We start from the raw sequence: 13,445 nt of genomic DNA on the forward strand, positions 1-13,445 counted from the left end.
GTAATGGGAAAATCATTTGATCTGTCATTGGTTCTGGATTTCATCCCGGAACTGCTACGATATTTGCATATAACACTGATTGTACTGGGTGGTTCCGTCGTGCTCGGACTGGTGGGCGGCGTACTTCTGGCCGTTCCCCGGCTGTATCAGATTCCGATACTAAGCCAGCTGGCTACCCTGTACGTCTCATTCATGCGGGGCACACCGATCCTGATCAAATTGTTCCTGGTGTATTACGGACTTCCCGAGTTGCTCAAACCCATTGGCATCGACCTGTCGAGAACCGACCCGTTGTTATTTGTCATTGTGACCTATGCGCTTAGTGACGCGGCATCCTTTGCCGAGATCTTTCGCGGAGCGGTGCGCAGCGTGGATAAAGGTCAGACGGAAGCAGCCTATGCTGCGGGTATGACCACAGTCCAGTCTTTTCGGCGTATTGTTGTTCCGCAGGCACTGATTGTTGCTTTTCCGAACATGGCCAATACGTTAATCGGTTCATTAAAGGATACGTCTCTGGCCTTCTCCATTGGTGTCATGGACATGGTGGGCAGAGGGCAGACGCTAATCTCCGCCACGTCCCACGCACTTGAAGTGTATATCAGTTTGTCCGTGGTCTATTATGTCATTGTCATTGTGCTTGAAAAAGGATTTGCCTTTGCAGAACGCAGACTCCAGCGTCATGAACGCAAGAGGGTTGTATACAAACCGGCAATTCGAGCCAAACGCCTGAAACGAATAGCGGGGTGAGCATGTGTCGATTGATCTCCAGTTTATCTATACATCCTTTTTTCAAATCCTGAAGGCATTGCCACTGACACTCGTCATTACGATTGTTCCGTTGATTGCAGGCTTCGGAATCGGTCTGGCTACGGCTCTGATCCGTATCTATCGTGTGCGGTGGATTCACCGCATTGCTGACTTCTACGTTTCATTCCTGCGTGGAACACCGATGCTGATGCATCTATTCCTCATCTATTACGGTATTCCGATGATTATTGATAAGCTGGCGGAACGTTACGGTTGGGCTTTCCAATCCTCGTCGATTCCAATTCTCGTATTTGTACTGATTGCTTTCTCGCTCACTGCGGGCGCCTATATGTCCGAGATTATCCGTTCCGGCATTCTTGCTGTGGATATCGGCCAGATGGAGGCGGCTCACGCTGTAGGCATGAGCACATTCCAGGCTTTAAGGCGCATCATCATCCCTCAAGCGATCGGAGCTGTATTGCCTAACCTGTGCAGTATGTTTGTTGGGTTCCTGCATGGATCAACACTTGTTTTTACCGTGTCGCAGATGGACATACTCGGTAAAGCGGATGTAGTGGCATCCGTAAGTCTGAAGTTTCTGGAGGCCTTTATCGCCGCAGCATTCATCTATTGGGGGCTGACCATCATTGCCGAGCGGATCACCGCTTTACTTGAGCGTCGGGTTGCCGTGTACAGCAAAGGAGGCGTGTCATGATTACACTAACAAACATACACAAAACTTTTGGCAAGCAGGAAGTATTGAAGGGCATTGATCTAACTGTAGAGCAGGGCGATGTCGTAGCGATCCTTGGACCGAGCGGATCAGGTAAAACAACGCTGCTACGCTGCGTCAATTTTCTGGAACGTGCCGATGAGGGCGAGGTTCAGATCAGTGGATTGACCGTCGACTGCAAGCATGCACGCAAACATGACATTGTGCAGTTGAGACGAAAAACGGCGATGGTGTTCCAGCATTATAATCTGTTCAAACACAAGACAGTGCTGGATAACGTCACCGAGGGATTAATTATTGCCCAGAAAATGTCCAAAGCCGATGCCCGCACTCGTGCCTTGCGTGTGCTTGAACAAGTCGGACTGTCTGCCAAAATCAATGAGTATCCGAGTATGTTGTCAGGTGGACAACAGCAACGGGTGGGCATCGCCAGAGCACTGGCACTGAATCCCGAAGTGATTTTGTTTGATGAACCGACCTCGGCGCTAGACCCCGAGCTTGTGGGTGAGGTGTTGTCTGTCATCCGCTCCATTGCTCAAGAGGGAATTACCATGATTGTGGTTACCCATGAGATGGGTTTTGCCCGTGAGGTGGCGAATCGGGTTGTTTTCATGGATGGAGGTTCCGTTGTGGAGGAAGGAACCCCGGAGGAGGTGTTTGTACGTCCCAAGCAGGAACGTACTCGCCAATTCCTCAGTCGATATTCTTCCGACTGGAGTTATGTCATCTGACGATATAGGCGCAAGCTGTAGTAACTGACGATCCCGGCCCGGCATATGCTGTAACAGGCAAATGCTGATAGGCCGGGTTTTTCTATGGGTGAAGCAGGCCGTGACGGTAAGGAGGAGGACCATGCAGAGCAAAATCGATGAAATCATCACACATATTGCACACTCTCACCAGCAGATCGCACGTGTGCTGGATGCCAAACGCCAAGTCGCTGTACGCATGTCTGAAATCATCAATCATTTGCCAGATATCGAACCGGAGCTGGATGGCGTTGACGGTCTGCTGGATAGCTCTGGGCAAATCAACAAAAGCATTATCTCTTACTTGGGGGGCCTTGCAGATCTGGAAGAGGCTGTAGCCGAAACGCTGACCCAAGTCATGCGGGAGATCGCAGTTCAAGAGGAAGAATAAGCCCGGAAGGCGGGTGAAGGAACATGAGTAGAGAACAGAGCCTCATTCTGATGCTGGACGCAGCAGCCAAAATGCAGTGGAATATTGCCCTGATCCTGGAGGCAAAAGCGATTGAGGCCGAGAAGGTACGGAACTGGACGCTGAATCATTTGAATGGGGATACCTTTCTGACGCATGGGGATCAGGTAGGCGAGCCGCTCAAAATGCATGATCAGCTGGTGGAATTGCTGGAAGGATTAACCCGGATGGAGACCGGACTGTGCAACAATCTCAAAGCGGTGATGGTACAGAACGACAGCGAAGATGGCGGCGGTATGGACGGTGGCATGTTTGGCGGCATGGATCTGGGAGACATGGGAAAATGAGTCTGATGCGGCGTGAGCAGGAAGCCAAACTGGCGCTCATTGAATCCATTGCACACAGTCAGCAGGCGCTGGCACGCATTCTGGACAGTGTAGCCAGTGTAACCGCTCATTCGGAAGTATCCGCCCGCAGTCTGGCCGAGAACATTCGTTTGCTGAGTCGCTATCAGGCAGAAATGTCTCGTATGGTTACGGGAATCAGGCTGGCCCGAATCCAGCATGGGGAGCCTGGCTTGCCGTGGCTCAAAGACCCCGGGTGTGCAATTCGTATCGTTCGGGACATACAGGAGGAATGTTGACATGTTAAAGCAGAAGAAAATACGACTGAGAACCAAAAGAGCTTTGTTAACCCGAGGAGCCCGTCTGCGCAAAATTCGCAAGCTGCGTGCGCTCAGAGCCAAACGTGTTCTTCACAAACGCCCACTTAAAGGACGCAGTGCGTGGCTCAAAAAAAAGAAACGTACGGTACGGCGGCACCGGAGTCCGAAGCCCGTACAACCAGTCGTCCCGGCTACCCCTACCGATCCGAACCCGGACGGTGCGTACAGCCAGGGATACGACGAGGCGTACAACGAGGGATTCAACGCGGGTTTCGCCAAGGGATTCGAGGACGGACATCAGCTGGCGTACAAAGCACAGTAACCGAGTAGACAGGATTATTCCTGCATGGAATGATACCTGTCTAGCAGTTAGCCCGGGGGGGGGGGGACAGATCCCTCCGGGTTATTTGCATCGCCGCAAAAGCGGACATGCCCGTACAGGCGGATGTGGAGGGCATGCGCCAATTTTGCGCCTTGCAGGACACCCGTCCATGATGCATCTGACCCCGAGGCATATCCTTTAGAGGGAAGACCAATCTCGGGGAGAGTCTGGAAGTGAGATCTCCTGAAGGAAGACAGGGTGAAGAATGTGGCAAAACGAAGGCACCGTCCGCTGACCGAAGCGGAAACAGCTTACCGCGGCGGATATGCAGAAGGCCGCAGATTCGGCGGCTGTCAAGCCATGATGGAGCGGGTGCAGATGTTTGAACCGACCTTGCGGGACATGAAGGTGTTATATATCCCGCAAGGATTCGATGCCATCGATGAAGGTGTCACCTTGGCTCTGCAGCAATCTGTACGTGAATGCGTTGTTGGATCGCCAGCAGCGATGTTGCAGGAAGCCAGTCAGCATCGGCCCGATGTCGTGCTTGTCATGAATGGTCTGCATGTATTCCCCGCAGATCATGTAGAGCAGGTGAATGGCATACGTGCACTCGGTATCCGAACTGCCGTGTGGTTTGTGGATGATCCGTATTTCACCGAAGATACAACGTCCCTTTGCCAGCACTATGATGTCGTGTTCACGCATGAAGAGGCCGCGGTGCCCTTCTATCTGGGACATGGAGCGAACCAGGTCATCTATATGCCTCTCGCGGTGAATCCAGGCATGTTTCAACCGCGGCGCGCGGCACCGCAGCATCAGCACGACATTTGTTTTATCGGTACCGGATTCTGGAACCGGATTGCCTTGTTTGATGAATTGGCCCCTTTTCTTGCGGACAAAAAGGTGTTCATTGCGGGTAGCCAGTGGAACCGGTTGGCACGCTTTGATGTACTCGGTCGTTTTATCCACGAAGGGTGGATTGCCCCCGGAGAGACAGTGGATTATTACAATGGCGCCAAGATTGTCATTAATATTCACCGGACTTGCGAGAATGGGGAAGACAATCGCAACACACACCATCTTGTAGGTCGCTCGATTAATCCACGTACGTATGAGATCAGCGCCTGCGGCACAATGCAGATTACGGATGCACGTGCAGATTTACCCCGTTATTATAAGCCGGGATATGACATCGAGACGTTCAACAATGCAGCAGAACTTCAGCGCAAGATCCACTATTATCTGAAGCATGAAGAAGAACGACAGGCGATGGCGTGGCGGGGACTTCTCACCACGATGAACCAGCACACATTTACTCGTCGCATCGGTCAGTTGCTGGAACATTTGTAATCCCCGTCTGAAGTGCAGCACCAACGAGAACTCTATCCCAAAAAATAAAGGAGTGGCGGTATGTCTCTCAAACACCGTAAAACCAAAAAGGTTCATTCACCCGTACTGAGCCTGACTGATCAAGCGCGCAAAAATGGGCAACATGCCGGATATGACGCAGGTAAGGAAGAAGGATATCTGCGCGGTCGCGCCAACTATATTGTGAATTGTGCACAGGAACCGTTACCTTTCCGACAGCTTCACGTGCTGTATGTATCCTCGGGTAAAGGCTTCCCTTACTCCCCGTTGGATGAGGCCATTATGGCCACGCTACAGGGTATGGTAGCTCAGGTAACCCTCTCTGATCCGCGTCAACCAATTTCTGAAATTGCGCTGCAGACACGTCCTGATCTTGTGCTTGTGCTGGATGGAATGGATATTCCCGTCGAGCATATCGATGCGATTCGCGAAGCGGGCATTCAGACGGCGATCTGGCTCACGGATGACCCGTACTATACAGATATGACGCTGGAAATTGTGAAACATTTTGACCATATCTTTACGCTTGAACTGAACTGTGTAGAATTGTACCGCCAAAGCGGTTGTGCGTCGGTTCACTACCTCCCTTTTGCCGCATTCACCAATCATTACTTCCCGATTACAACTCCTTCCCCGTTAAAACGGGATGTCAGCTTTATCGGCTCGGCCTACTGGAACCGGGTATACTTCTTCAATCCGATCATGCCTCAGTTGATGTCACACAATACGGTATTTAACGGCATCTGGTGGGATCGCCTGCCTGACTATACTGCCTATGGCGAGAAGATTGAGCTCGGTCGCTGGATGAGTCCGCCGGAGACCAATGATGTGTACAATGGCACCAAAATTGTCATCAACCTGCATCGATCCCACGAAGATGATTCCGTCAATAATAATAACCTCAAAATCCCGCCAGCCTCACCGAACCCGAGAACGTTTGAAATTGCCGCGTCGACGACGCTACAGCTGACCGACGCGCGGGATGACATTGCGCGTTTCTACAAACCGGGTGTGGAGATTGAGACATATTCCTCGCCGCAGGAGTTACTCGACAAAGTGGAATATTATCTTACTCATGAAAAGGAACGCCGTGAGATTGCACTTCGTGGACTCGAACGTACACTGAAAGACCACACGTATGGCAAAAGAATTAATGAAATGTTAACCATCATATTCCCTTAATACTGGCCGGGAGGAGGTGTGCACAGTACCCTGTATCGGATACCAGGTACAGGGTCCGTGCGGCCATGGCAACGAAACCAAAGATGATGTTATTTTCACATGTGTGCAATACTCGGAGCATTACAGGTGCCGAGAAGCTGCTGCTTCATTTTATGAGAGAGATCGGTACGATCTTTGAATGTGTGCTCGTAGCCCCTCAGGAGGGGAAGCTTGCAGGGCTTGCGCGGAGATTCGGCATTCAGGTCAAAATATGCACTCTGCCGATGCTTCACGGTGTGTACACACCTTACCTGGGCATTGCAGATGATGCGGAGCATCTTCGTCATACGCCAGCGTATCAGGAAGCAGTCTCCCTAATACGGGAGACTGCTCCCGATATAGTGTTAACGAACACCTGTGTTAATGTGATGCCGGCTGTAGCGGCAAAGTCCCTTCAGATTCCGATCATCTGGAAGATTACCGAGATTATTCATACGAATGAACATACAACCGAGGCGATCCAGATGATTGGCCGTTACGCGGATTGGATTATTGGTATATCCGAGACAGCGGTAGCCCCTTTCCAAGAAGCCGGCATGGGTGACAAAGTGACCATCATATCCCCAACTTGGGAACCCGCGCTACCAGCACCGGACCGCTGGGTTCATCTGCGCGAACGCAAGCGCAAGGAGCTCGGTTTCAAATCATCGCAGACCTGTATCGGTTATATTTCTTCATTTATATATGATGCCAAAGGGTTGAAACCTTTTGTGGATATGGCCTTGAGGATCTGTGAAACACATTCGCGCTGTCGCTTCTGGATTATCGGGGCAGCATCGGATAAAAAGTATTACGACGAGTGTGTATCACGGGTGAAAAAATCCGGGTATTCACGCCGGTTTACCTTCACCACATTTGAAGAGAACGTATCTCTGGCATATACCGCGATGGATATCCTGGTCATCCCAAGCATGGTCAAAGAAGGGTTTGGCATGACCGCACTGGAGGGTCTCTATTTTGCCAAACCGGTCATCGCTTTTGCTCAGGGTGGACTGAAGGAATTAATGGAATCCGTAGGCAGTGATGCATTTCTGGCCCCGCCGGGCGACACCGAAGCGCTTGTCAGCTTGGCAACAACCTTGCTGAATGATGCAGAGCTGGCCTCGAATACGGGGTGGCGCAATCGGACAGAAGCGGAAAGGCTCTACGGGATTGAAACCTACCGAACGAAACTGCATACGATGGTGACACAGTGGTTATTGCGTTTTCCCGGATGGTTTGCTTATATCCAACCTCCGAATGGACCTGTGTATACCCATGGGGAGGGAGGACTACGCACTGTACTGGTTCTGGAGCCGGCTACGGTTCGGGCACTGTTATTCCCGCTGACCGTCATACATGCGTTGCCACATTCCTCATTACCTCCAATCGCATTGGGTCACGATGCTCCGGGTGCCTCAGGTACTGGCACAGCTGCAAAGCTGATTCAACAGAGGGGCAAAACGCGGAAACGTCGTCGCAAGTCACTTGCACCTCGTTCTCGCCGAGACCGTGAGGGACTGAAACGTACTTCCGGAACTGGCAGACGTAAGGGGAGACCCCGTACAACGAAGGGACCGCGTAAACATATGGGGAAATCGGCTAGTCGCAGACGCAAATCTGCCAAAGCGGGACGTAGCCGAGCAGGGCGCAAGGGTTCCAATACAAGATGAAGGCAGGGATTACGATGAAGATCATGACGGTGCTGGGTACGAGACCTGAGATCATACGGCTCAGCCTGATCATCTCCAAGCTGGACCAGTACGCTTCCAAACATATTCTGGTGCATACGGGACAGAACTTCACGGAAAGTCTCAGCGGTCTCTTTTTCAAGGAAATGGGCCTGCGCGCACCGGATTACGTTCTTCAGGATGAAGCGGCCACTCTGGGACGACAGCTATCCTCGATGTTTACGCAGATGGAAGATCTGATATTGCAGGAGAAGCCCGATAAATTGCTGCTGCTCGGCGATACCAATAGCGCATTATGTGCAGTATTGGCTGAGCGCATGGGTGTTCCTGTTATTCATATGGAAGCAGGCAATCGTTGCTTCGACCTGGATGTGCCTGAGGAGAAAAATCGTAAGGTTATTGATGCCATCTCCACCGTTAATATGCCTTACACGGAACAGAGCAAGAAACATTTGGTCAGTGAAGGGGTACCAAGCAGGCGCATCGTGCTAACGGGCAATCCCATCTATGAAGTAATGCAGCACTACGACACGCAAGTAAGTTCCAGCAAAATACTCAAGAAGCTCAAGCTGAAGTCCGGGCAATACTTCCTGGTTACTGCCCATCGAGCTGAGAATGTGGATCATGCCCCTCATTTGCTGGAGATTATGAAAGGACTGAACCAGGTCGCAGAGGAACACGGGTTGCGTGTGATCTGCAGTATTCATCCGCGTACAGCGATCCGGATTGCGGAGCATCTGCAACTAGAGATGAACCCGCTGGTGGAGTTTCACGAGCCGTTTGGATTCTTCGACTTTGTAATGCTTGAACGTCATGCACGCTGTGCACTTACGGATAGCGGTACCGTCCAGGAGGAGTGTTGCATTATGGGCGTGCCAACCGTAACGATGCGTCGAACTACCGAACGGCCGGAAACGGTCGATTGCGGCAGCAATGTGGTCTCCGGTCTGGATGCCGCGCGCATCGCTGATTGCGTGAAAGTCATGACAAAGATGTCTAGCGACTGGGATTGCCCGCAAGGTTACAAAGCCACAGATGTATCTAGTAAAGTGGTTAAATTTCTGCTTGGAGGGAAAATGCATGTTTGAAAATAAGCGTATACTCGTGACTGGCGGTACGGGATCATGGGGTTATGAACTTGTGGCTCAACTACTGCCCCAGCAGCCCAAAGAAATTATTGTATATTCCCGGAACGAGTCTAGCCAAGTGGCTATGAGTCGTGAATTTGAAGACCCGCGTCTTCATTTCCGGATTGGAGATATTCGTGACAAGGACGCCTTGACGGCGGCTTGCCAGCATGTGGACTATGTATTTCATCTGGCTGCGCTCAAGCATGTTCCGGTGTGTGAAGACCAACCGTACGAAGCACTCAAAACCAATGTGATTGGTACACAGAACGTAATTGAGGCCGCTATTGAGAACAAGGTGGAAAAAGTAATCTATATCTCGACTGACAAGGCTGCCAATCCGTCCAACTTCTATGGCATGACAAAAGCGATCGGCGAGAAATTAATTGTATATGCAAACTTGTTACACAGCGATACCAAGTTTGTTACGGTACGGGGTGGAAATGTACTGGGAACAAACGGAAGTGTGGTACATCTGTTCAAGAATCAGATCCGCCAGAAAGGGCAGGTCTCCATTACGGATATGAGTATGACTCGATTCTTTCTTACGCTGAAGGATGCAATTACCTTGCTGTTCAAAGCTTCGGTGGAAAGTGTCGGCGGAGAGATCTTTGTCATGACGATGCCTACCTGCAAAATCGTTGATCTCGCGGAAGTACTGATTGAGGATTCCGGTGTGGAGAATGTGAGCATTGTGGAACGTGGCATTCGTCCAGGGGAGAAAATCCATGAAATATTGATGAGTGAATTCGAGAGCATGACCACCGTTGTCTACGATGAGCAGTACCTGGTAATTCTTCCTACCCTGGGCATACCGGGTCTGCGTGAACATTATACCAATTGTCCCCCGGTCTCCTTTAACAGTTTCAGTTCTGAACACCAACTCATGACCAAAGAGGAGATTCGTGAAATTCTGAAACGCGGAGGATTCTTGTCATGAAACTGCTGATACTTGGTGGAAACGGAATGGCCGGCCATATTTTGGTCGACTATTTCCGCCGTCAAGGTGTACACAGCGTCTTCTACACATCTCGGGATGTAACGGACCCCAATGGTCTGCTCCTGGATGTGAACGACAGCTTCATGGTTGATCGATTGGTAGAAGCTGTGCACCCGGATGTGATTATTAATGCTGTAGGTGTGTTGAACAACTTCGCAGATGAGGACAAAATTACTGCATATCATATTAACGGTTTCCTGCCACATCGTCTGCGGCGGGTTGCAGATACGATTGGTGCACGCCTGATTCATATCAGCACGGACTGTGTGTTCAGCGGGGAACGGGGAGCATACCGGGAAGATGATGTTACGGATGGGACTTCAGCTTACGCCATCACCAAAGCACTTGGCGAAGTTCAGGATGAAGGTCATCTGACGATCCGTACGTCCATCATTGGACCCGAGATTCGCCAGGGCGGCATTGGTCTGATGCAATGGTTTATGTCCAGCACAGGTGAAGTCGGCGGGTATACCCGCGTATTCTGGAACGGTGTGACCACACTTGAGCTGGCCAAATGGGTAGACCATTACCTGGCCTCATCGGTTAGTGGTCTGATCCACTTAGCTCATCCGGCACCTGTTAGCAAACATGAACTGCTTGTGTTGTTCAAGCAGACCTGGGATAAGCAGGATGTGACGATTGTGCGTGATGACAGTGTAGTGCAGGACCGTACGCTGGTGTCCACTCGCGAGGATGTGAAGACAGACCTGCCGGATTATTCTACAATGCTGAAGGAGTTGGCATTATGGATGGAGCAGAGCTGAGAGGCAAGAAAGTGCTGATTACAGGCGCTTCTGGTTTTACCGGGCGACATGCCGTATCTTATTTTCGGGAAGCGGGTGCAGTGGTTGCAGCGGTAGTCCGGAGGCCGGATGTGTATTCGTTTGGTAAAGGTGCACAAGTCCATGTCTGTGATCTGAACGATAAACAGCAAGTACGTCATCTGATCGGCGAGGAGCAGCCCGACTATGTGCTGCATCTCGCTGGCAAAAATTCAGTGCCTGATTCGTGGTCTGATCCGCTACTGGTCCTGGAGACCAATGTGATGGCCGTGTTGTATCTGCTGGATGCGCTTCGCAGTTGTCCGACAGCACGAACCGTTATTGTAGGATCGAGGTTAAAATATACGCCGGAACCTGGCCGGATTCCCCAGCCTCCGCATCCATACAGCCTCAGTAAAGCTCTGGAAGAGATGGTGTCCTTGTCGTGGATGTCGCTCTTCGGACAACAGATCATGCTGGCGGAGCCAGGCAATCTGATTGGCGCGGGTCCTTCCACAGGCATCTGTTCACTGCTTGCACGCCATGTTGTTGCCTGTGAGCAGGAGGGCAAAACCGAGGCATTCCGTCTGTCCGGACGGGACAATACCCGTGACTTTCTGGATGTGCGGGATGCAGTCAGAGCGTATGCGACCCTCTTGATACAAGGGTCCAGCGGTACAGTATACCCGGTGGTGTCCGGAGTTGAGCGAAGTCTTGGTGAAATTGTAGATCTGCTGTTGTCCATGACAGAAGCGGAAGTTCCTGTTCGCTGGGATGGGGCATCTTCTGGTCCGGATGGTTCGGGGAAACAGGAGGAACTATCACTGCTGCGCAAGCTTGGCTGGCAGCCGATGATTCCATTTGCCACATCACTTCAGGATATCCTGAGTGATGTTCGTGTCCAGCAAGGGAGGACGACAAGTTGAATCCGAGAGTATCCATTGTCATTCCATTCTACAACTGTCCTTATGTGCCTCAGGCGATTCAGAGTGCGCTGAACCAGACGTATCCCGATGTGGAGATTGTTGTTGTGAATGACGGTTCAACCCGGCATGCAGAGTTGCTTCAACCCTATCTTCCTTATATTCATGTGCTTGGCAAAAGCAATGGCGGGACGGCTTCGGCACTTAATCATGGCATCCGCCATGCCTCTGGTGATTATGTAGCCTGGCTCAGTTCGGATGATTATCTGTACCCGGATAAAATTCGTTATCAGCTGGAGTTTATGCAGCGTGAGAATGTGCTCGTCTCACATACCAACTTTCATTATATCAACGAGCATTCGGCAGTTACCAGAATGCATGGTGGGCCTGAACCGATGTCGGATATGGATTTACTACGACGGTTTGTTAACGGCAATCCGGTGAATGGCTGCACGGTCATGATCCGCAAGGATCTCTTTAGCGGAGTGGGGCTGTTCGATGAACTTCTTCCCTACACCCATGATCTGGATCTCTGGATGCGTATTGTACTGAACGGTCATCGGTTCCCATACCTGAATGAACCGCTTACTGCTTATCGGTGGCATGGGGGAATGGGATCGGTACGTCATGCGGATGTCATCGGCAGAGAGGCATCCATGGTATGGTCCAGATATCGGGAACCGCTGTTGCAGCGAATAGCGACGCTTGGCGGGTAGCGTAGGGAGGGCAGTTATGAAAGCCAAAAGATGGCTGATTAACGCCCTCTTTGCGCAGCATTTTTGCCGATGATAGTGAGGTTGGGGGAAGTCGATTAATGATCCAAATGTGCTTCCGTAGCACCGCAGATGTCCGATACCGATCGAATGGATCTTCATATAATAGAGGAAAGCAATCGCTATGCAGAGACAAACGGGGGAAGGGGAGGACCGAATGGAGCCAAAAGTATCGATCGTCATTCCTTTTTACAATTGTGCTTATATCGAGCAGGCTGTTCACAGTGCCATTCACCAGACGTATCCTCATATTGAAGTGATCGTGGTGGATGATGGGTCAACCGAGCATGTGGAGCGGCTAGAGCCATTCATGGAGCATATCCATTATATTCGCAAAGAAAACGGTGGAACCGCGACAGCATTGAATGAGGGCATCAAACATGCAACAGGGGATTACTTTGTCTGGCTCAGCTCAGATGATGTGATGCTGCTGGATCGGGTGGAGAAACAACTGAAGTTTATGCGAGAGGTCAAGGCTTCATTTTGCCATGGTGCATACCATTATGTGAATGAGAAGAGTGAATGGTTGGATACGGTGCAGCCGGAAGTGGGAAGTCGTCTGGAGATGTTGCAGGTATTGCTTGAAGGTTGTCCGATCAACGGCTGTACTGTCATGTTAGAGATGGATGCATTTGAGCGGTTTGGCTTGTTCGATACCGATTTTCGCTACACCCATGACTATGAGATGTGGATGAGGCTGTTTCCGATGTATGAGCTGTTCTACTACAATGAACCTCTGATGTGCTACCGATTGCATGAGTCCATGGGAACCAAACGCCATTTCAAGGCACTGGTTGCCGAGATGGAACGGGTTCAAGAGAAGCATAGACCTATTTTACTCAATTTGCTGCAGGTTGGTGGGTACTGGAAGTAGATGGATTTGGCAATGATGGCTGAATGGAATAGGTGTTAATTGGACAGGAGAGCACCCTTATATGTATTCCAAGTTGGCGACAGATTAATAAGATCTGGATT

The 13,445-nt window shown here is 50.8% G+C and carries 16 protein-coding genes; all 16 read left to right on the forward strand.

Annotated elements, in window-relative coordinates:
- Positions 1 to 3 precede the first annotated feature (3 nt).
- The 16 genes from D829_RS0129440 to D829_RS0129515 all read left to right on the forward strand — a co-directional run bounded on the left by D829_RS0129440 (position 4) and on the right by D829_RS0129515 (position 13,344).
- Entirely contained in the window at positions 4 to 747 is a 744-nt protein-coding gene (locus tag D829_RS0129440) for an amino acid ABC transporter permease (protein WP_017692506.1), read from the forward strand.
- Between the two features lie 4 nt (positions 748 to 751).
- Positions 752 to 1,462, forward strand: coding sequence for an amino acid ABC transporter permease (locus tag D829_RS0129445; RefSeq protein WP_017692507.1), 711 nt, complete (start codon positions 752 to 754; stop codon positions 1,460 to 1,462).
- Positions 1,459 to 2,211 (forward strand): amino acid ABC transporter ATP-binding protein, encoded by a 753-nt coding sequence (locus tag D829_RS0129450; protein WP_017692508.1) that lies wholly within the window; start codon positions 1,459 to 1,461, stop codon positions 2,209 to 2,211. The genes D829_RS0129445 and D829_RS0129450 overlap by 4 nt, the downstream gene beginning before the upstream one ends.
- 121 nt (positions 2,212 to 2,332) lie before the next feature.
- The gene (locus tag D829_RS0129455) at positions 2,333 to 2,620 is read left to right on the forward strand and encodes a hypothetical protein (protein WP_017692509.1); all 288 of its coding nucleotides are present in this window, start codon (positions 2,333 to 2,335) and stop codon (positions 2,618 to 2,620) included.
- Positions 2,621 to 2,643: 23 nt separating this feature from the next.
- On the forward strand, positions 2,644 to 2,985 hold the full coding sequence (locus D829_RS0129460; RefSeq protein WP_017692510.1) for a hypothetical protein: 342 nt from the start codon (positions 2,644 to 2,646) through the stop codon (positions 2,983 to 2,985).
- Entirely contained in the window at positions 2,982 to 3,281 is a 300-nt protein-coding gene (locus D829_RS0129465) for a hypothetical protein (RefSeq protein ID WP_017692511.1), read from the forward strand. The genes D829_RS0129460 and D829_RS0129465 overlap by 4 nt, the downstream gene beginning before the upstream one ends.
- A 1-nt stretch (position 3,282) precedes the next feature.
- Complete coding sequence (locus tag D829_RS0129470; RefSeq protein ID WP_017692512.1) at positions 3,283 to 3,624, forward strand: hypothetical protein; 342 nt, start codon at positions 3,283 to 3,285, stop codon at positions 3,622 to 3,624.
- A 267-nt stretch (positions 3,625 to 3,891) separates the two neighbouring features.
- Positions 3,892 to 4,977: a glycosyltransferase gene (locus D829_RS0129475; RefSeq protein ID WP_241230841.1), complete on the forward strand. Its 1,086-nt coding sequence runs from the start codon at positions 3,892 to 3,894 to the stop codon at positions 4,975 to 4,977.
- Between the two features lie 60 nt (positions 4,978 to 5,037).
- Positions 5,038 to 6,177 carry a glycosyltransferase gene (locus D829_RS0129480; RefSeq protein WP_017692514.1) on the forward strand — a complete coding sequence of 380 codons (1,140 nt, stop codon included), beginning with the start codon at positions 5,038 to 5,040 and terminating at the stop codon, positions 6,175 to 6,177.
- A gap of 65 nt (positions 6,178 to 6,242) precedes the next feature.
- Complete coding sequence (locus D829_RS32165; protein ID WP_017692515.1) at positions 6,243 to 7,868, forward strand: glycosyltransferase family 4 protein; 1,626 nt, start codon at positions 6,243 to 6,245, stop codon at positions 7,866 to 7,868.
- A 14-nt stretch (positions 7,869 to 7,882) separates the two neighbouring features.
- Positions 7,883 to 8,974 (forward strand): UDP-N-acetylglucosamine 2-epimerase (non-hydrolyzing), encoded by a 1,092-nt coding sequence (gene wecB / locus D829_RS0129490; protein WP_026081486.1) that lies wholly within the window; start codon positions 7,883 to 7,885, stop codon positions 8,972 to 8,974.
- Positions 8,967 to 9,953, forward strand: a complete 987-nt coding sequence (locus D829_RS0129495; RefSeq protein WP_017692517.1) for a polysaccharide biosynthesis protein — start codon at positions 8,967 to 8,969, stop codon at positions 9,951 to 9,953. The genes wecB and D829_RS0129495 overlap by 8 nt, the downstream gene beginning before the upstream one ends.
- Positions 9,950 to 10,777 carry an SDR family oxidoreductase gene (locus D829_RS0129500; RefSeq protein WP_017692518.1) on the forward strand — a complete coding sequence of 276 codons (828 nt, stop codon included), beginning with the start codon at positions 9,950 to 9,952 and terminating at the stop codon, positions 10,775 to 10,777. The genes D829_RS0129495 and D829_RS0129500 overlap by 4 nt, the downstream gene beginning before the upstream one ends.
- On the forward strand, positions 10,759 to 11,700 hold the full coding sequence (locus D829_RS0129505) for an NAD-dependent epimerase/dehydratase family protein (protein ID WP_017692519.1): 942 nt from the start codon (positions 10,759 to 10,761) through the stop codon (positions 11,698 to 11,700). The genes D829_RS0129500 and D829_RS0129505 overlap by 19 nt, the downstream gene beginning before the upstream one ends.
- Positions 11,697 to 12,413, forward strand: coding sequence for a glycosyltransferase (locus D829_RS0129510; RefSeq protein ID WP_017692520.1), 717 nt, complete (start codon positions 11,697 to 11,699; stop codon positions 12,411 to 12,413). Before D829_RS0129505 ends, D829_RS0129510 begins: the two co-directional genes overlap by 4 nt.
- A gap of 181 nt (positions 12,414 to 12,594) precedes the next feature.
- Positions 12,595 to 13,344, forward strand: a complete 750-nt coding sequence (locus D829_RS0129515; RefSeq protein WP_017692521.1) for a glycosyltransferase — start codon at positions 12,595 to 12,597, stop codon at positions 13,342 to 13,344.
- The last annotated feature ends 101 nt before the right edge of the window (positions 13,345 to 13,445 follow it).

The organism is Paenibacillus sp. PAMC 26794, from assembly GCF_000316035.1.
Lineage (GTDB): Bacteria > Bacillota > Bacilli > Paenibacillales > Paenibacillaceae > Paenibacillus.